This is a genomic window from Polymorphospora sp. A560 (assembly GCF_045781765.1).
Lineage (GTDB): Bacteria > Actinomycetota > Actinomycetes > Mycobacteriales > Micromonosporaceae > Polymorphospora > Polymorphospora lycopeni.
This window is the reverse complement of record NZ_CP122282.1, coordinates 6371919-6390562: the sequence shown is the minus strand read 5'-3', so window position 1 is coordinate 6390562 and position 18644 is coordinate 6371919. Positions and strand designations below refer to the sequence as shown.

At 72.4% G+C, this 18644-nt stretch carries 17 protein-coding genes and 1 pseudogene; 11 read left to right on the top strand and 7 right to left on the bottom strand.

From position 1 onward, the window contains the following. Positions 1-77 precede the first annotated feature (77 nt). The 4 genes from QCD66_RS28900 to QCD66_RS28885 all read left to right on the top strand — a co-directional run bounded on the left by QCD66_RS28900 (position 78) and on the right by QCD66_RS28885 (position 4423). A complete protein-coding gene (locus QCD66_RS28900) occupies positions 78-1070 on the top strand; it encodes a LacI family DNA-binding transcriptional regulator (RefSeq protein ID WP_375735197.1) in 993 nt (330 codons plus the stop codon). Positions 1071-1096: 26 nt separating this feature from the next. After that, positions 1097-2341: an extracellular solute-binding protein gene (locus QCD66_RS28895; protein WP_375735198.1), complete on the top strand. Its 1245-nt coding sequence runs from the start codon at positions 1097-1099 to the stop codon at positions 2339-2341. 68 nt (positions 2342-2409) lie between these two features. After that, positions 2410-3510 carry a sugar ABC transporter permease gene (locus tag QCD66_RS28890; RefSeq protein WP_364207974.1) on the top strand — a complete coding sequence of 367 codons (1101 nt, stop codon included), beginning with the start codon at positions 2410-2412 and terminating at the stop codon, positions 3508-3510. Position 3511: 1 nt separating this feature from the next. Beyond that, positions 3512-4423 carry a carbohydrate ABC transporter permease gene (locus QCD66_RS28885; protein WP_364207972.1) on the top strand — a complete coding sequence of 304 codons (912 nt, stop codon included), beginning with the start codon at positions 3512-3514 and terminating at the stop codon, positions 4421-4423. A 6-nt stretch (positions 4424-4429) separates the two neighbouring features. Here the strand turns inward: QCD66_RS28885 and QCD66_RS28880 are convergent, their stop codons facing one another. After that, positions 4430-5074: a GNAT family N-acetyltransferase gene (locus QCD66_RS28880; protein WP_375735199.1), complete on the bottom strand. Its 645-nt coding sequence runs from the start codon at positions 5072-5074 to the stop codon at positions 4430-4432. A 32-nt stretch (positions 5075-5106) separates the two neighbouring features. Here QCD66_RS28880 and QCD66_RS28875 point away from each other — a divergent pair, with 32 nt between their 5' ends. Then, entirely contained in the window at positions 5107-6378 is a 1272-nt protein-coding gene (locus QCD66_RS28875; protein WP_364207970.1) for a glycosyltransferase 87 family protein, read from the top strand. On the opposite strand, the gene QCD66_RS28870 is transcribed toward QCD66_RS28875, so the two are convergent. Continuing rightward, positions 6271-6825, bottom strand: a complete 555-nt coding sequence (locus tag QCD66_RS28870) for a GNAT family N-acetyltransferase (protein ID WP_375735200.1) — start codon at positions 6823-6825, stop codon at positions 6271-6273. The genes QCD66_RS28875 and QCD66_RS28870 overlap by 108 nt on opposite strands. 94 nt (positions 6826-6919) lie before the next feature. Here QCD66_RS28870 and QCD66_RS28865 point away from each other — a divergent pair, with 94 nt between their 5' ends. Both QCD66_RS28865 and QCD66_RS28860 read left to right on the top strand, forming a co-directional pair. After that, positions 6920-8149: a winged helix-turn-helix domain-containing protein gene (locus tag QCD66_RS28865; RefSeq protein ID WP_375735201.1), complete on the top strand. Its 1230-nt coding sequence runs from the start codon at positions 6920-6922 to the stop codon at positions 8147-8149. 59 nt (positions 8150-8208) lie between these two features. Next, the gene (locus QCD66_RS28860; protein WP_375735202.1) at positions 8209-8877 is read left to right on the top strand and encodes a DUF2752 domain-containing protein; all 669 of its coding nucleotides are present in this window, start codon (positions 8209-8211) and stop codon (positions 8875-8877) included. A gap of 27 nt (positions 8878-8904) precedes the next feature. Here QCD66_RS28860 and QCD66_RS28855 read toward each other — a convergent pair whose 3' ends face one another. Together QCD66_RS28855 and QCD66_RS28850 are read right to left on the bottom strand one after the other, a co-directional pair. Then, positions 8905-9708: a DUF4097 domain-containing protein gene (locus tag QCD66_RS28855; RefSeq protein WP_375735203.1), complete on the bottom strand. Its 804-nt coding sequence runs from the start codon at positions 9706-9708 to the stop codon at positions 8905-8907. Positions 9709-9756: 48 nt separating this feature from the next. Beyond that, entirely contained in the window at positions 9757-10248 is a 492-nt protein-coding gene (locus QCD66_RS28850; protein WP_364207960.1) for a toxin-antitoxin system HicB family antitoxin, read from the bottom strand. 156 nt (positions 10249-10404) lie between these two features. On the opposite strand from QCD66_RS28850, the gene thyX reads away from it, so the two are divergent. The 4 genes from thyX (at position 10405) to QCD66_RS28830 (ending at position 14289) form a co-directional block, all read left to right on the top strand. Further along, on the top strand, positions 10405-11148 hold the full coding sequence (gene thyX, locus QCD66_RS28845; RefSeq protein ID WP_364208795.1) for an FAD-dependent thymidylate synthase: 744 nt from the start codon (positions 10405-10407) through the stop codon (positions 11146-11148). 52 nt (positions 11149-11200) lie between these two features. Continuing rightward, positions 11201-12121 carry a 4-hydroxy-tetrahydrodipicolinate synthase gene (gene dapA, locus QCD66_RS28840; protein WP_364207958.1) on the top strand — a complete coding sequence of 307 codons (921 nt, stop codon included), beginning with the start codon at positions 11201-11203 and terminating at the stop codon, positions 12119-12121. Continuing rightward, positions 12118-13806: a ribonuclease J gene (locus tag QCD66_RS28835; protein ID WP_364207956.1), complete on the top strand. Its 1689-nt coding sequence runs from the start codon at positions 12118-12120 to the stop codon at positions 13804-13806. Before dapA ends, QCD66_RS28835 begins: the two co-directional genes overlap by 4 nt. A 102-nt stretch (positions 13807-13908) precedes the next feature. Next, entirely contained in the window at positions 13909-14289 is a 381-nt protein-coding gene (locus QCD66_RS28830) for a DUF2784 domain-containing protein (RefSeq protein WP_357535877.1), read from the top strand. 309 nt (positions 14290-14598) lie between these two features. On the opposite strand, the pseudogene QCD66_RS28825 reads toward QCD66_RS28830, so the two are convergent. The 3 genes and pseudogenes from QCD66_RS28825 to QCD66_RS28815 all read right to left on the bottom strand — a co-directional run. Continuing rightward, positions 14599-16189, bottom strand: a pseudogene (locus QCD66_RS28825) (YbjN domain-containing protein); the annotation flags it as partial. Beyond that, a complete protein-coding gene (locus tag QCD66_RS28820; RefSeq protein WP_375735204.1) occupies positions 16170-18002 on the bottom strand; it encodes an HSP90 family protein in 1833 nt (610 codons plus the stop codon). The pseudogene QCD66_RS28825 and the gene QCD66_RS28820, both read right to left, overlap by 20 nt. A gap of 15 nt (positions 18003-18017) precedes the next feature. Beyond that, positions 18018-18488, bottom strand: coding sequence for a YbjN domain-containing protein (locus tag QCD66_RS28815; protein ID WP_375735205.1), 471 nt, complete (start codon positions 18486-18488; stop codon positions 18018-18020). Between the last annotated feature and the right edge of the window lie 156 nt (positions 18489-18644).

Here is an 18644-nt window from a genome sequence, read left to right as displayed (position 1 = left end):
GAAACATTCCAGAAACTTGAACGATCTAATCATGCACTATCCGAATTGGAACGTTCAAGCAGGTCAGGAGGTGGTGGATGTCGCAGAAGGTAACTATCGCGACTGTTGCCGCGTATGCCCAGGTGTCCCGGCAGACTGTTTCGAACGTCATCAACAGCCCGGACATCGTGCGACCGGAAACCCGGGAGCGGGTGCGCGCGGCCATCGCCGCCCTCGGCTACCGCGCCAACCAGGCCGCGCGCCAGATGCGTACCGGCCGGTCCCGCCTCCTCGCCGTACGCATCGAGCCGGCCGGTGACGGCGTCAACGGGTCGGTCGCCGACCGGTTCCTGCACGGGCTGACCGACGCCGCCGGCGCGGCCGGCTACCGGGTGATGCTCTACACCGCCCGCGACGACAACGACGAGATCGCCACCTACGACGACCTGCTCGGGGCGTACGACCTCGACGGGTTCGTGCTCACCGGGACCGGGCACGGCGACCCCCGTACCTCCTGGCTGGCCCGGCGCGACGTGCCGTTCGTGACGTTCGGCCGCCCCTGGGACACCCCCGACCTGCACCTCTGGGTCGACGTGGACGGCGCCGACGGCGTCGCCCAGGCGACCCGCCGGCTGCTCGCCACCGGACACCGGCGGATCGGCTTCATCGGCTGGCCGGCCGGCTCCGCGGTCGGCGACGACCGCCGCTCGGGCTGGGAGTCCACTCTCGCCGAGGTCGGCCTCGACCCGCACGGGCTGGCCCGGGAGACCGTCGACGGGATCGCCGAGGGCGAGGCGACGGCCCGCGAGCTGCTCGACCTCGACGACCCGCCGACCGCGCTGGTCTGCGTCAGCGACTCGCTCGCGCTCGGCGCGCTGCGCGCCGACCCCGACCCGGCCGGGTCGCTGGCCGTCATCGGCTTCGACGACACGCCGGTGGCCGCCGCGATGGGGCTGACCAGCGTCAGCCAGCCACTGCGCCAGGCGGCCGCCGGCTGCGTCGACCTCATGGTCGCGATGCTCGACGGCCCGCCCGTACCCCCGACCCCCCTGCTGCTGCACCCGTCGCTGGTGCTCCGCCAGACGGCGTGATCCCACCGGAACCACCTGGAGACGACATGACCAACCGGCCACTCCGGCGGGCCGCCCTCGCGGGTGTCACCGCCATCGCGCTGCTCGGCACGGCCGCCTGCGGCAGCGGGTTCGACGACGACAGCGGCCCGGCCCAGCAGGACGGTCCGGCCGCGCTGCAGATCCTGATCGGGTCGTCCGGCGACGCCGAGACCAAGGCGGTGCAGGACGCCGCCGCGGCGTGGGCGACCGCGTCCGGCAACACCGCGACGGTCACCCCCGCCCAGGACCTCACCCAGCAGCTCGGCCAGGCGTTCGCCGGCGACAACCCGCCGGACGTGTTCTACGTCGAGGCCGGCCGGTTCGCCGACTACGCCGCCGTCGGCGCGCTGGAGCCGTACGGCGACAAGATCAGTGAGTCCGGTGACTTCTACGAGAGCCTGCGCACCGCCTTCACCCGCGACGGCCAGCTCTACTGCGCGCCGAAGGACTTCTCCACCCTCGCCCTCCAGATCAACACCGACCTGTGGACGCGGGCGGGCCTGACCGAGGCGGACGTCCCCACCACCTGGGAGCAGCTGACCGCCGCCGCCGAGAAGATCAAGGCGGCCGGGATCATGCCGCTGACCGTCGCCGACACCCGCGACCGCGTCGGTGCCTTCATGGTCCAGGCCGGCGGCTGGATCACCAGCCCCGACGGCACCAAGGCCACCGCCGACACCCCGGAGAACCTGCGGGCCCTGGAGTACGTCAAGACGCTCGTCGCCGGCGGGCTCGCCGCGTACCCGAAGCAGCTCGACGCGGGCTGGGCCGGCGAGGCGTTCGGCAAGGGCCAGGCGGCCATGACGATCGAGGGCAACTGGATCAAGGGCGCCCTGCAGAACGACTTCCCGGACGTGAAGTACGCCGTCCACCCGCTGCCCGCCGGACCCGCCGGAACCGGCACCCTGTCCTTCACCAACTGCTGGGGCATCTCGGCCAAGAGCAAGTACAAGGAACAGGCGATCAGCTTCGTCGAGGCGATGACCACCGTCGACCAGCAGCTGACGTTCGCCTCGGCGTTCGGCGTCATGCCGTCGCGGGAGTCCGCCCGGGACCGGTACCTCCAGCAGTTCCCCGGTGACAAGCCGTTCATCGACGGCGCCGAGTACGCCCAGGGCCCGGTGAACGCCCCGAAGATGGACAGCGTCCTGGTCGACTTCGACGCCCAGCTCGGCGGCCTGGCCGGCGGCGACCCGAAGGCGATCCTGCAGAACCTGCAACGCAACACCGAGGCGGTGCTCGGCGGCTGACCCGCGACCGGGGGGCGGCCGGACCGGCCGCCCCCCGGCGCGGTGACCGATTCGTGGGGGAGGGGAAGATGCCTGACGTCTCCGGTACGCGAGCGAAGGCGGGCCGGCGGCCGGGCTCCGGCATCCGGGGCAACGAGGCCGTCGCCGGCTGGTTGTTCGTCGCCCCGGTGGTGGTGATCCTCGGGCTGTTCCTCCTGCTGCCGATCCTGATGGCGCTGTGGGTGAGCCTCACCGGCTGGAACGGCCAGGGCAGCCCGTTCCGGGCCGGCGTGCCGTTCGTCGGCGTCGACAACTACACCCGGCTGTTCGCCGAGGACGGCCTGGCCCGGCGCGACTTCATGACCGCGATCCGCAACAACCTCTACTACGTGGCGATCGTGGTGCCGGTGCAGACCGTGCTCGCGCTCTTCCTCGCCCTGGTGGTCAACCGGCGGATGCTGAAGGGGCGGTCGTTCTTCCGTACCGCGTTCTACTTCCCGTCGGTGACCAGTTCGGTCGCGATCAGCGTGGTCTTCCTCTTCCTGTTCGCCAACTCCGGCGCGGTCAACGGCCTGCTCGCCCTCCTCGGCATCGACGGGCCGGCCTGGTTCTCCGACGCCCGCGGCGTACTGCACATCGTGTTCGGCGTGTTCGGCGTCGACAGCGCGCCGGCCGCGCTGGCCGGCGGCGGGCCGTTCGGGCTGACCTGGTGGGACTGGCTGTCCGGGCCGAGCGTGGCGATGTGCGCGATCATCGCCCTGGTCGTCTGGACCACGTCCGGCACCTTCATGCTGATGTTCCTGGCCGCGCTGCAGAACGTGCCGGAGGCACTGGAGGAGGCCAGCACCCTCGACGGCGCCGGCCGGTGGCAGCGGCTGCGGTACGTGACCCTGCCGATGATCCGGCCGACCCTCTTCCTGGTGCTGACCCTCGGGCTGATCGGCACCTGGCAGGTCTTCGACCAGATCTACGTGATGAGCCAGGGCAATCCGGCGAAGACGACGCTCACCCCGGCGTACCTGTCCTACCGGACCGCGTTCCGCGACTTCGAGTACGGCTCCGGCGCGGCTATCTCGTTCGTCCTGTTCCTGATCATCATCGTCCTGACGCTGGTCCAGCGGCGGGTCCTGCGCGAGCGTGACGGCGACCGGCCCCGACGGTTCCGGCGCCGCGCCGAGCGGAGGTCCTGACATGGCCGTGACCACCGACCCGGGACGGCGTACCGGCGGCGCGGCGAAACGCCCCCCGCGTGCCATGGGCCGGCCCGCCGGGCCGCGCGGCCTGGTGAGCAACCTCGTCGGGTACGCGATCCTGGTCTTCTTCGCCCTGGTCTTCCTCTACCCGTTCGTGATCCAGATCGCCGGGTCGTTCAAGACCGAGCCGGATGCCGCCGCCAACCCGCTGTCCCCGGTGCCCGACCCGGTGGACCTCGCCAGCTTCCAGCGGATCTTCGAGGGCACCAACTTCCCACTGTGGATGACGAACTCGCTGGTCGTCACCGTCGTGGTGACGATCGGCCGGATCCTGCTCGACTCGCTGGCCGGCTACGCCCTGGCCCGGCTGCGCTTCCGCGGCCGGGGCGCGATCTTCGCGGCGGTGATCGCGGTGATGGCGGTGCCCGGCGTCGTGCTGCTGATCCCGAAGTTCCTGGTCCTCAACCAGCTCGGCATCTACGACACCTACACCGCGCTGATCCTGCCGCTGCTCGTCGACGCGGCCGGCGTCTTCATCATGAAGCAGTTCTTCGAGTCGATCCCGGTCAGCGTCGAGGAGGCGGCCCGCATCGACGGGGCCGGCGTGTTCCGTACGTTCTGGTCCGTGGTGCTGCCGATGGCCCGGCCGGCGCTGATCACGCTGACCATCCTGTCGTTCCAGGGCTCGTGGAACGAGTTCCCGCACACCCTGGTCGCCGTGCAGGACCCGGCGCTGTTCACCCTGCCGCGCGGGCTGGCCGACCTGGTCAGCGGCTCGCTCGGGGCCGGCTCGCAGTATCCGCTCAAGCTCGGCGCGGCCCTGCTGGCGACCATCCCGGTGGCGGTGATCTTCGTGATCTTCCAGCGCTACTTCATCCGCGGCGCCAACGAGGGCAGCGACAAGGGCTGACCGGCGCTACGCCGCCGGTCCCGCCTGAGCCGGTCCCGCCTCGGCCGGCGGTGCCCCGGCCGGCCCGGTCTCGGCCGGCGGTGCCGGCACCGGCTCGTCCGGCACCCGGACGTGCAGCCGGAACTGGGGGACGAGCATGTCGTCCACGTCGAGCGCCCGGGCCGCCCCGTCCGGCTCCCAGCCGGTCGAGGTCAGGAACTTCCGGGTCGCGTCGTCGCCGTCGAACGCCCAGGCCACCGCCGTGGCGAAGCCGTCCTCGCGCCACAGGTCGACGGTGGCGGCGAGCAGCCGGCTGCCGTGCCCGCGCCGGCCCCAGCGCGGCTCGACGAGCAGGTCGGTGACCGCGGCCGTGTGCGGCGGCAGCGCCGGCTCCTCCGGGGCCAGGGCCTGCTCGTCGGCCGGCCCGGACGCGGCGAAGCCGACCAGGACCGACTGCTCGGCCTGCTCGATCGCGACCAGTACCCGGTGCCGTGGCGACGGCGGCGACTCGACCGCCGCACTCCACTGCCGGGCCAGGAACGCCTCGTCGAGCCGGTCCAGCACGTGTCGCGGCAACAGCCGGCGATACGCTACCCGCCAGGTCGCGAGTTGGATGCGTGCGATCTCGCCGGCGTCCTGTGGACGCGCTGGACGGACGTACCCGAGCGCCATGACCGGTGAGCCTACGGACCAGGGGAGACGTGATGGCGAAGGGGGCGGGTTCCGGCACCGCGCGCCGGGTGCTGGTGGTTGTCGTACTCGCCGTCGCGGTCGCCGCGTTCCTCGCCGTCGCCGCCGAACGGCACGGCTTCTTCGACCTCCAGGTCTACTACGGGGCGATCAACTACTGGGCCAACGACGGCGGGCACCTCTACGACTGGATCCGCGTCAACACCCTGTACGGGTTCACCTACCCGCCGTTCGCGGCACTGGTCATGCTGCCGATGGCGCTGGTGAGCTGGCCGGTCGCGATCGTGGTCAGCGTCACCGCCTCGGCGGCGGCGACCCTGCTGCTGCTGTGGTGGCTGGTCGACCCGGTCGCCCGGCGGCAGGGCTGGACCCGCTGGTTCGCGCTGGCCGTCGTCGCCTGCCTCGCCGCCGCGTTCGAGCCGTTGCGCGAGACGGTCAACTTCGGCCAGGTCAACATGCTCCTGCTGATCCTGGTCGCCGCCGACCTGGTGCTGTTCACGTCCCGGGGCAGCCGGTGGGCCGGGGTCGGTATCGGCCTGGCCACCGCGATCAAGCTCACCCCCGGCCTGTTCATCGTCTACCTGCTGGTCACCGGCAGGTGGCGGGCCGCGCTCACGGCCAGCGGCACGGCCACCCTGGTCACCCTGGTCGCGGCCGCGCTCTTCCCCGACGCGTCGCGGGAGTTCTGGACCCAGGCGCTGTGGAACACCGACCGGGTCGGGGTGCTGTCGTTCGTCTCCAACCAGTCGTTGCAGGGCATCGTGGCCCGGCTCGACCCGGTCCACCCGAGCCGGGCGCTGTGGCTGGTGCTGGTGGCCGTCGTGGTCGCGTACTGGGTGTGGCGGGTCCGGGCCGCCGTCGCCCGCGGCGACGAGATGACCGGGCTGGCGCTGACCGGCATCGTCACCTGCCTGGTCAGCCCGGTCACCTGGGTGCACCACCTGGTCTGGCTCATCCCGGCCCTGCTGCTGCTGGTCGACAACGGGCTGGCGGCACCGGCCGGGAGCCGGCGCCGGCGCGCCCTGCTGGGGCTGGCCGCCGTCAGCTACGGATTGCTGGTCAGCCGGCTGGTCTGGCAGTGGCAGGTCGACTTCTCCGGCGTCGACGGGTTCCTCGGCAGCAACGCGTACGCCTGGATCAGCCTCGTCCTGCTCTTCGCCCTGCCGATCCGGGACCGGTCAGGCGGCGTCGACCGGACCGCGGTAGCGGATCTCGGGGAAGACGTACGGGGCGAGACCGCCGGGGCGGGCGATCCGGTAGACGCTGCGCGCCCCGTCCGGAGCTAGCCCGGCCCGCTCGTAGAAGCGGCGGGCCCGGACGTTGTCGATCAGCACCCAGAGCCGCAGTTCGGTCCAGCCCCGCTCGGCCAGCGCCTCACGGGCCGCCGCGAGCAGCCGCCCGCCGACGCCGGTGCCCCAGTGGTCCGGGTCGACGTAGAGGCCGAGGATCTCGCCGTACGCCGGATCGAGGTCGTCCTCGTCCTGCTCGTTGCGGTACGGCCCGAAGCGGACGTGACCGACGATGCCGGCCGGCCCCTCGGCGACCAGGGTGGTGAACGGCTGGTCCGGGTCGCTGGTGCCGACCTCCCGCCGGCGCCGTGCCCAGGTGCCCACGTCGAGCCGGGCCAGCACCTCGTCGGGCAGGATGCCGGCGTAGCCGGCCTGCCAGCCCCGTACGTGCACCAGGGCGGCCGCCGCCGCGTCGTCGGGCCGCTCGCGCCGGATCGTCAGCACCGCTCCGGTCTACCGCCTGCCCGCCGGCCGGGCAACCCGAAACGCCGCCGCGCGGGACGGTGGAGTGTCGGGGGTATCGGCTAGCGTGCGTGCGGTGGCCGTACCCGAATCGCTCTCCCTCGCCCAGGCCCGGCGGATCACACTCGCCGCGCAGGGCTTCGCCGACCCGGTGCCCGGTGGCACCCCCGACCTGCGGCACCTGCGCCGCGTCCTGGGCCGGGTCGGGCTGCTCCAGATGGACTCGGTCAACGTCCTCCAGCGCGCCCACTACCTGCCGCTCTACAGCCGGCTCGGGCCCTACCCGACGGCGTTGCTCGACCGGGCCGCCTACCAGCGCCCGCGCGAGCTGTTCGAATACTGGGGGCACGAGGCGTCGCTGATCCCGGTCGCGCTCCAGCCGGCACTGCGCTTCCGGATGGCGGCGGCCCGGGTCGAGTCGTGGGGCGGCATGCGGCGGATCGCCGCCGAGCAGCCGGACCTGGTGCGCTGGGTGCTCGACGAGGTGCGCGCCAACGGGCCGCTGACCGCCGGCGACATCGAGCACGACACCCCGAAGGCGAAGGACAACTGGGGTTGGAACTGGTCGGCGGTCAAGCGGGCGCTGGAGTTCCTGTTCTGGGCCGGCGAGGTGACCGCCGCGTCCCGCAACACCGCCTTCGCCCGGCTCTACGACGTACCGGAGCGGGTGCTGCCGAAGGCGGTGCTCGACACCCCGACGCCGGCCCCCGCCGACGCCTACCGTGAGCTGGTCGCGGTCGCCGCCCGCGCGCTCGGGGTGGCCGCCGAGCCGGAGCTGCGTGACTACTTCCGGCTGCCGGTCGACGCCGCCCGCACGGCGGTGGCCGAGCTGGTCGAGGCCGGTGTGCTGACCCCGGTGCAGGTGGCCGGCTGGCGCCGGCCGGCCTACCTGCACGCGCAGGCCCGGCTGCCCCGCTGGATCCGGGCCAACACCCTGGTCAGCCCGTTCGACCCGCTGATCTGGGAGCGGGCCCGCACCGAGCGGCTCTTCGGATTCAACTACCGCATCGAGATCTACGTGCCGGCGCCGCAGCGGGTGTACGGCTACTACGTGCTGCCGTTCCTGCAGGGCGACCGGTTCACCGCCCGGGTCGACCTGAAGGCCGACCGCAGGGCCGGGGTGCTGCGGGTGCCGGCGGCCTGGGTCGAGCCGGGCGCCGACGTCGCCGGCACCGCGCTGGCGCTCGCCGACGAGTTGCGCCGGCTCGCCGGTTGGCTCGGCCTGTCCGACGTCGCGCCGCCCGTCGCGGGCGACCTGCGCGGTCCGCTCGCGGCCGTGCTGTCGAGCCCCGCCGGTGTACGGTGAGACGAGCGCGTGCCGGGCGGGAGATGCCCGGCGTGCCGGTGGGTCCGAGACGGGGTGGGATGGCGATCGTGGTTGACCCGAAGGCCGGCCTGACGACGGGCGCGCCGGCGCCGGACGGCCCCGAGCAGGGCCCGCCACCCGTGCCCGCCGGCCAGCCGACCATGATGCCGCCCGCCGGCTGGCAGCCCGGCCCGGACGGGCAGTGGCAGGCCGCCCCGGAGGGCTGGCAGCCGGGCCCCGACGGGCAGTGGCAGCCGGCGCCGGCCTTCGTGCCCGCCGAACCCGACCGCTTCACCCGCTTCATGACCAAGCTGTGGAACCGGGCGCCCCGCTGGGCGGCGCCGGTGGCCGCGCTCGGCTGCGTCGCGGCGGCGCTCGGCACCGTGCTGGTGATGGACCCGACCCGCAGCTCGCCCGACGCGATGCCGTCCTGCCTGCTGAAGATGACCACCGGGCTGGACTGTCCGGGGTGTGGCGGCACCCGTGCCGTCTGGTACCTGATGCACGGCGACCTCGGCGCCGCCGCCCGCCACCACCTGGTGTTCGTGTTCGTCGTACCGTTCCTGGTCTATCTCTACGTGGCCTGGGCGGCGCAGCACATGTTCGGCCGCCGGCTGCCGCAACTTCGGATCACCCCGAAGACGATCGGCGTGGTCCTCGCCGTGTGGTTCACCTTCTCGGCGCTGCGCAACCTGCCGTGGGCGCCGTTCGACTGGTTCTACGTCTGACCGGTTCCACGTCTGACCGGGGCCGCGTCACAGCGTCTTGGCCGGGGCGACCCGGTGCACCTCGATGTCGCCGCTGGCGCTGCGCAGCGCCAGGCTGAGCTGGTGACCGTTCGGCGGCACGGGGGCGCCCATGTCGAGCCCGTTGCGGGCGGTGCCGGACAAGGTGCTCACGTCGAGCCATACCCCGGTGCCGGCGGTGACGCCGACGCCGATGTCACCGGACGTGGTGCCGACATCGACGGTGCCGCTGCGGGCCGCGCCGATGCGGACGTCACCGGAGGCGTTGCGGGCGTGCACCCCGGCCATTGCCTCCCGGATGTCGATGTCGCCGCTGGCCGCCTTGGCGACGACCTCGCCGCCGACGTACCCGGCGTTCAGGTCGCCGGACGAGCAGGTCAGGGTGAGCCGGCCGTCGACCCGCGCCGCGGTCACGTCGCCGCTGGAGCTGTGCAGGGTGGCGTCGCCGGTGACGTGCTCGACGTGGATCTCACCGGACGCCGTGTCGACGGAGGCGGCGGCGTAGCGGCCCCGGCAGTCGACGTCGGCGGAGGCCGCCTTGACCCGCACGGCGCTGTGGTGGGGCACCCGGATCTCGACGCGTACGCCGCCGGAGCGGCGGAACAGGCCGGCGCCGTGGGGCGTGGTGACGGTGAGCGTGTCGCCGCGCAGTTCGACGCTGGTGCGTTCGGCGAGCGTCCGGGACTGCTCGTTGTCGGCGTACGGCCGCACGTCGACGGTGGCGGTGGTCCGCTCTTCGGCGACGATGTCGAGTGCGCCGGCACTCAGCTTGACGACGACGGTGACCGGGGTGTCGCGCGGGAACTCGTTCATGACGTCCTCCTGGGGTCGGTGCCGCCGGCACTGGTCCGGCGGCGGGGTTCAGGCCTGGGCGAAGCCGGTGATCCGGCGGCCCGACCGGTGGCTGGACGGCGGGCCGGTGTGTCCGGTGTGTCCGGTCTGGACGGCGCCGGCGACGGCCCGGACCAGCCAGGCGTTGACCGAGACGCCCTCGGCGGCGGCGGTCCGCTCGACGGCGTCCTTGAGTGCCTCGGGCAGGCGCAGGGTGATGCGCGACACGTCACCCCCGGTGTCGACGGGCGGCGGTTGGGGGGCCGGCGCGGACGCCGGCTGGGTCTCGGTCACCACGAACTCGGCCTGCCGGCCACGCAGACGCACCTCCACGCCGGCGCCGGACAGTTGCGTGGTGATCTCGTCGGCGGCGTCGGACAGCGCGTCCAGCAGGCAGAGCCGGGCGCTCGGTTCCAGCGAGCCGGCGAGCAGTTCGGCGGCCCGGCTGATCTCGGCACCGCCGGGTGCCGCGGTCGCGGCGAGGTCGCGACGCAGGTTGTCCAGGTACGGCGTGAGGTCCATGACGTCACTATGGCATCGCCGTGACGTCATAGCAAGCCGTGTGTGCTGTCTTCATGGTGCGCGCGTGGCGTCGCGGGGGGCCGTCACCCGGCCCCGCCGTTGGCGGTTACAGTCCTGGGACACCAGCCATGACATAGGGGGATCACCGTGCCGGAGATCATCGAGCCGCAGGTCAGGCTCATCGGGTGGACCCACTTCGAGGCGCCGGAGGACGTCGCGTGGTCGACCGACGCCGAAGGCGGTCAGGCCCTCGCGGAGTTCGCCGGCCGGGCCTGCTACCAGTCGTGGAAGAAGCCCAATCCGGCCACCGCCACCAACGCCGGCTACCTCGCGCACATCCTGGAGGTCGGCCACCTGTCGGTGCTGGAGCACGGCAGCGTCACGTTCTACTTCACCGGCGTGTCGCGCTCGTTCACCCACGAGCTGATCCGGCACCGGCACTTCTCGTACTCCCAGCTCTCCCAGCGCTACGTACCCGAGCGCGACGCCGCCATGGTCGAACCCCGGGTGATCGCCGAGGACCCGGAGCTGCACAAGAAGTTCGTCGAGGCGACCGAGGCGAGCGTGCGCGCCTACACCGAGCTGCTCGAGGGGCTGGAGGCCCGGTTCGCCGACGTCGAGCACGCCACCCTGCGCCGCAAGCAGGCCCGGCAGGCGGCGCGGGCGGTGCTGCCCAACGCCACCGAGACCCGGATCGTCGTCACCGGCAACTACCGCGCCTGGCGGCACTTCATCGGCATGCGCGCCACCGAACAGGCCGACGTCGAGATCCGCGAGCTGGCCGTGGAGTGCCTGCGCCAACTCCAGCGGGTCGCGCCGAACGTGTTCGCCGACTTCGTCGTCACCCGGCTGCCCGACGGCACCGAGGTGGCGACGAGCCCGTACGCCGAGCTGTCCTGACACGGTGCGGGAGCGTGGAAAACCCGCTGCCGGCGTCCGCTAGGTTGTGTGCATGACGCAGGACCCATCCGCCACGCGCGCGAGCGCACCACGCCCGTTCGGGCGGCTGCTCACGGCCATGGTCACGCCGTTCTCCGCCGACGGGGCGCTCGACCTCGACGGTGCCGGGAAGCTCGCCGGCCACCTGGTCGACGAGCAGGGCGCCGACGCGGTCGTGGTCAACGGCACCACCGGTGAGTCGCCGACCACGACCGACGCGGAGAAGGAGGCCCTGATCCGCGCGGTGGTCGAGGCGGTCGGCGACCGGGCGCTGGTGGTCGCGGGCGTCGGCACCAACGACACCCGGCACACGGCCGAGTTGGCCGCGACCGCGCAGAAGGCCGGTGCGCACGGGCTGCTCGTCGTGACGCCGTACTACAACAAGCCGCCGCAGGCCGGCCTGCTGCGCCACTTCACCGCGGTCGCCGACGCGACCGACCTGCCGGTGATGGTCTACGACATCCCGCACCGCGCCGGGGTGCCGATCGCGACCGAGACCCTGGTCCGGCTCGCCGACCACGAGCGGATCGTCGCGGTCAAGGACGCCAAGGCCGACCTCACCGCCACCTCCTGGGTGCTCAGCCGCACCGGGCTCGCCTACTACTGCGGCGACGACGCGCTCGCCCTCCCGGCGCTGTCGATCGGCGCGGTCGGCCTGGTCGGCACCTCCACGCACTTCACGGGTGCGCTGGCCAAGCGCATGATCGAGGCGTACGACCGGGGTGACACCGAAGAGGCGCTGGCCCTGCACCGGCGGCTGCTGCCGCTGTTCACCGGCATCTTCCGGACCCAGGGGACGATCCTCGTCAAGGCCGGTCTGGCACAACGCGGCCTGCCGGCCGGACCGGTACGGCCACCCCTGGTCGACGCGACCGAGGCCGAGATCGACCAGTTGCGCAGCGACTGCGCCGACGCCGGACTGGAGCTGCGGTGAGTCAGGCGCACGTCGAGATGGAGCTGCCCCCGCCGCTGCCCGAGGGCGGGCTGCGGGTGATCCCGCTGGGCGGGCTCGGTGCCATCGGCCGCAACATGACCGTCTTCGAGTTCGGCGGCAAGCTGCTGATCGTCGACTGCGGCGTGCTCTTCCCGGACGTCGAGCAGCCGGGCGTCGACCTGATCCTGCCCGACTTCGCGCCGATCCTGGACCGGCTCGACGACGTCCAGGCGATCGTGCTCACCCATGGGCACGAGGACCACATCGGAGCGGTGCCCTACCTGCTCGCGCACAAGGCCGACATCCCGCTGGTCGGCTCGCAGTTCACCCTCGCCCTGGTCGAGGCCAAGCTCGCCGAGCGGCGGATCGAGCCCTACACGCTGACCGTCCAGGAGGGCGGCCGCGAGCGGCTGGGCCCCTTCGAGTGCGAGTTCTTCGCGGTCAACCACTCGATCCCGGACGCGCTCGCGGTCGCGATCCGGACCCCGGCCGGTCTGGTGCTGCACACCGGCGACTTCAAGATGGACCAGTTGCCGCTCGACGGCCGGGTCACCGATCTGGCCGGCTTCGCCCGCCTCGGTGCCGAGGGCGTCGACCTGCTGCTGTCCGACTCGACCAACGCGGAGATCCCCGGCTTCGTCACCCCCGAGCGGGAGATCGGCCCGGTCCTGGACTCGATCTTCGCCAAGGCCCGCGGCCGGATCATCGTGGCCTCGTTCGCCTCGCACGTGCACCGGGTCCAGCAGGTGCTCGACTCGGCCGGCGAGCACGGCCGCAAGGTCGCCCTGATCGGCCGCTCGATGGTGCGCAACATGGGCATCGCCCGTGACCTGGGCCTGCTGCAGATCCCGCCGGGTCTGGTGGTCGGCCTCGACGAGGCGACCGCGCTGCCCCCGGACCGGATCGTGCTGATGTCGACCGGTTCGCAGGGCGAGCCGATGAGCGCGCTGGGCCGGATGTCCACCGGCGACCACAGGCACATCACGATCGCCCCCGGGGACACCGTGGTGCTGGCCAGCTCGCTGGTGCCGGGCAACGAGACCTCGGTCTACCGGGTGATCAACCAGCTCTCCCGGGCCGGCGCGACCGTGATCCACAAGGACGTCGCCAAGGTGCACGTCTCCGGGCACGCGCCCGCCGGTGAGCTGCTCTACCTGCTCAACGTCGTACGGCCGAGCAACCTGCTGCCGGTGCACGGCGAGTGGCGGCACCTGCGGGCCCACGCGCGGCTCGGCATCGAGTCGGGCGTGGCGCCGGACCGGGTCGTGCTGTGCGAGGACGGCGACGTCGTCGACCTGGTCGAGGGGCGGGCGTCGCTGGTCGGGCACGTCAAGAGCAGATACGTCTACGTCGACGGGCTCGCCGTCGGCGACGTCGGCGAGTCGCTGCTCACCGAGCGTCGCATCCTCGGCGACGGCGGTTTCATCGCGGCGACCGTGGTGGTCGACTCGGTCACCGGCAAGGTGGTCGGCGGGCCGACGGTGTCGGCGAAGGGCTTCTCCGACGACCCGGCGGCGTTCAACCCGGTCATCCCGTTGATCACCGAGGCCCTCAACCGGGCCGCCTCGGAGGGCATCACCGATCCGCACCAGCTCGGCCAACTGGTCCGGCGCACGGTTGGCCGCTGGGTCAACGACGCCTACCGGCGCCGGCCGATGATCGTGCCGACGGTCGTCGAGGTCTGAGCGGCCGCCACCGGCAACTCCGTACGCGTACTCAGTACCGCCCGGGTCCGATGCGTATGGCACGTCCCGCCGGCCGCCATAGGCTGGCCGGCGGGAGGACCGATGGGCTACGAACTGCTGACGACCGTGATCCTGGTGCTGCACTTCGCCTTCGTGGCGTACGTCGTGCTGGGCGGCTTCATCGCGTGGCGCTGGCCGCGGACGTTCTGGGCGCACGCTGTCGCCGCGTCGTGGGGGCTGATCGTGGTGGCCGCCGGGTTGACCTGTCCGCTCACGACCGCCGAGGCGTGGTCGCGGCGGCAGGCGGGTGAATCGGGCTACACCGGGGGATTCATCGACCGCTACATCGAGGGTGTGCTCTATCCGGAGCGCTTCACCCCGCTGGTCCAGGCCCTGGTGGCGGTCGCGGTGCTGGGCTCGTGGACGGTGCTGCTCCTGCGTCGCCGGGCCGCCTCGAGACTCCGGGCCGACCAGCGTAGGTAGCCGGCCGCACCGGACGATGTGGCCGGTGCGGGTGGGCGCCGGAAAAGTTGGTCACGGTGAGTATTAACATGTATGCGTTGGGTAGTGGGTCGAGGTAGGCAAGTCATCGACCCAAGGAGGTAATTCCAATGGCCAACGATCTGATCGGCGTCGTCACCGACTTCATCACCGGCCTGCTCGGCGTCATCGGCGGCCTCGTTCCCGGTGGCCTGCCGGACCTTCCGCTCTGACCGCCCGGGCCGTGACGGCGGGGCCCGCCGGGTGTCCACCCGGCAGGCCCCCCCGCCGCTCGTCTCGCGCCGGCGGCCGCTACGGCAGCTCGTCGACCGCGGTGGCGAACGCCGAACCCGTCGCCAGCGTGGCGTTGACCAGCACCGCGAGCTGCGGCGCCGCGACCCCGTGCTCAAGGTCGGTGGTGACGTCGCCGGCCAGGATCAGCTCGCCCTCGCCGGTGTCGTGCACGTACGCCTTCGGCAGCAGCCGGTCGTGGTTCCAGGCGTTGCAGAACTCGTACGCCTCGGCGAGCCGGTCGACCGACAGGCGCCGCTGCGCCACCACCCGGGCGTGCAGGATCTCCCGGCGCTCGCCCAGCCGCTCGAAGTGGACCAGCGCGTCGCCCCACCGGCCGCCGACCGTGCCGTCCTCGTCGACGAAGTAGTGGTCACCGCGCTCTTCCAGCGCCGCGACGATCGCCTCGACCGTCAGCGGCGCCACCACGTCGTCGCGGCCCTCCACCGGCAGCCCGGCCGGTACGGCGGCCCGCGGCGGCTCGTCCGGCGGCAGCTCGAACGGCTCGGTGAGCGGGCGGGCGGCCAGCCACGCCGCGATCCGGCCCGACTGGTGCGCGGTGCCGTTGCGGGCGTCGAACCGGCCGGCCAGATCCTGCGCGGTCGCGACGAGATCGGACGCCAGCGCGGTGACCGTGACGTCGGCGGCCGCCCGGTCGCCGTGCTCCGGGCGGTGGATCGTCCGCCGGCCGAGGCCGGCCTCGTCGGCGAGCCGGCAGACCAGCGCGCCGGCCGCGGCGAACTCCATCGCGGACGCCTCGTCGTAGGGCCGGTCCAGCCAACCCAGGTGCTCCTCGAGGATGGTCAGACCCCGCTCGTGGTGCCCGGTCAGCGCGCAGAACCGCAGGTGCTCGGGAAGGAACGCGAACGAGTCCCGCTCGTACCGGTGCCGGCGGTAGGCGCGTACGTGCGCCTGCGCGGCCTCCTCGAACCGGCCGAGATGCAGGTAGGGGACCATCACCGCGACGAGCGCCTTCTCCGGCTGCTCGGTGCAGCCGAGCACACCGCTGAGCACCGGCTCGGCGATCTTCAGGGCCTCCTCCCACTCGCCCCAGCCGGCGAGCAGCTCGGCCTGCCGGGACGGGTCGCAGCCGGCACAGTCGCTGTTCTCGTCGCGGGGCGTCGTACGCCACTTCGCCAGCCACTCCCGCGCCTCCGCCTCGTCGCCGAGGTGGTCGGCGACCTTGCAGCGCAGGTTGTAGATGGTCTGCAGGCTCTGGCCGCCCTCGCGGAACCGCCGCTCCATGTCGTCGAGCGCGGCCCGGGTCTGGGCCAGCCCGACCCGGGGCGTACTGCGCAGCGTCGCCACCGCCCACTTGTGGTACCAGCGCAGCATCTCGGCGTCCCAGTCGTCGAACATCGACGGGTCGCGGTCGAACGCGGCCAGGCACCAGCCGAACGCCGGCAGCATCCGCCACCGCTCGGTGTGGTTGTTGTACGCGTCGATCAGCGCGTACCGCGCGTCGAAGCCGAGCCGTACGTCGGCGAGGGCGTCGGCGTGCGCCACGATGCGTTCCAGTTCGGCGATCTTGCCGTCGCCGTCGGGGAGGTCCTGGGCGTCCTCCAGGGCCTCGGTCAGTTCTTCCTTGCTGGTCACGACTTCTCCTCGGTGGGACCGTCGCCGGTCCAGCGGTTGGGGGGACCGGTGAACGCCCGGTCGAGCAGGGCGAGGAACGAGCGGTTCAGCGCCGCCGTGTCGACCGCCCGGAGCGGATGGTGGCCGGCGAGCAGCGCCTGACCGTAGAGCGCCTCCACGGCGTGCCGTACCGCCGGGCCGGACGGGTCGGCGGCGATCCGGCGGACCAGCGGATGGCGCCAGTTGAAGACGAGTTCCGGCCGGTGGTCGACCTCGACGTCGTCGAACGCCGACAGCACGTCGGACCACAACTCGTCGGAGGCCTCGATGCTGCGCCGCAGCGAGTCCTGGTTCGCCGCCTGCTGACCGACGATGTAGAGCGCGGGCACCGTCACCGGGTCGAACTGGCGCAGCAGCGGCTTGCAGCCCAGGTCGGCCAGCACCGTGCGGGCGGTCTCCAGGAAGCCGGCGGCGGCCGCCTCCTGGCCCGGCGGTAGCGGGTCGAGCCGGGCGGCCAGCTCACCGGGGTCGAGGCGACGTACCTGGATCGTCGGGTCGACCCGGCGCAGCCGTTGCAGGATCTCGCTGTCGTAGGCGTAGCCGGCGTTGACCAGCGGCGTGCCGGCGGCGCTGGCGATCGCGGCCAGCGAGCGGAACTCGTCGACCGTCTCGACGTAACGGACCATCGACAGGCCGCGGCGGAACACCCGCAGCGGCATCGCGCCCCGGCTGGTCTCGAAGGGCAGCCAGGCGTCGACCAGGCGCAGCATCTCGTCGTCGCGTACGGCGAGGGCCTTGACGCCGAGGTGGTGGACGCGCAGGAAGGCGGACAGCCGGTCGGGGTGGTTGACCGACAGGTCGAGAAGCCAGCCGCGGATCTGTTCGCCGAGCGACTGGCGTACCGACGACAGCAGGTCGTCCTCGTAGAGCGCCTCCCGGCTGGCGGTCGGCCGCAGCACGGCGGTGTCGACCACGCAGCGGATGAAGAACGCCCACTCCGGTACGACCTTGCTCGCGTCCTCGCTGAGCAGCATCCGCTTGAGGTAGACGCGGTGGCCGCCCTGGCCGACCGCCGACGCCGAGGGGAGCACGAACCCGACGCCGACCAGGCCCGCCTCGGGCACCCGCAGGTCGATGACGTCCATCGGCCGGGTGCCGAGCAGTTGCCGGCCGTAGTCGATCAGGGCGGCGTGCCGCTCCTCCGGGCTCGGGTGATCGATCTCCCACGGGGCCCGCTCGTCGGTGAGCCGGACCGGGGCCGCGTCGGGGGCGACCAGTTCGACGTCGACGTCGAGCAGGTGGGCGTAGAACCGGACGAGTTCGCCGACCCGGTCGGGGACCAGCCAGTGCCGGGTGTCGGTCCGCGGTCGCAGGGTGACCGTGGTGCCGACCTCCGCGCGGGCGGTGTCGTCGGTCTCGGTGGTGTAGCGGCCGTCGGCGTGGCCGGTCCAGCGTACGGCCGGCCCGCCCTTGGCCGAGCGGGAGACGACCTCGACGGCGTCGGCGACCATGAAGCACGACAGCAGGCCGATGCCGAACTGTCCCAGGAAGTCCTGCCGGGCGAAGCCGAGGTCGTCGCGCTTGGAGGTGCGGCCGACGCTGGCGAGGAAGAGGTGCACCTCGGGCTCGGTCAGGCCGATGCCGTTGTCGTGCACCCGCAGCGCGCCGTCGGGCAGCGGTTCGACGACGATGCGGCCGGGTCCGGCGGCGGCGTCGAACTCCCGCCGGGCGGTGATCGCGTCGGTGGCGTTCTGCAGCAGCTCCCGGGCGTAGACCCGGGGACTGGCGTAGAGGTGGTGGCTGAGCAGGTCGACGATGCCGCGCAGGTCGACCTGGAAGCGATGCTCCATGGTGGACACCCGCGGTCAGTCCCGCAGTTCGGCGACGGCGTCGGCCATCTGGCAACCGGTGGAGACACCGCAGTTGAGGAGCTGGTCGAGCTGGGCCGTGGTCACGCCCTGTTCGAGGTCGGTGATGACCTCGCCGCAGACCCGGACGCTGCCGTCGTCGTTGACGTGCACGAAGGCCTTGGGCCACAGCCGGTCGTGGTTCCACTCGTTGCAGAAGGCGTAGAGCCGCGGCACGTCGTCGATCCCGAACGTGCTGGCCGCCATCGTGCGGATCTGGAGCAGTTCGCCCGCGTTGCCGAGCCGGAAGAAGTAGATGAGGTTGTCGTCCCACTTGCCGAAGATGTCGCCGTCCTCGTCGGTGTGGAACGAGTAGTCCCGCGCGTCGAGCACCGAGGCGATCAGTTCGTGGCTGAGCGGTTGAAGTGTCTGCAACTGACCACCGCTGGTGGGTTCGTCTGAAGTGTCCTGGAAACCCGGCGGTGGCATGTGCGGCGTCCTTCCTGACGTGCGGGGGCGGGGGTGACGGACCACGGGCCCGAGTGGATCGCGGTCCGGCAGACAGCACGGTAAGGCCGCGCCGCCACCCCGCGTGTTGTGTGGCTTGTGCCGGTTGGTCCGCCCATGATGCTAGGCGGGTGTGAC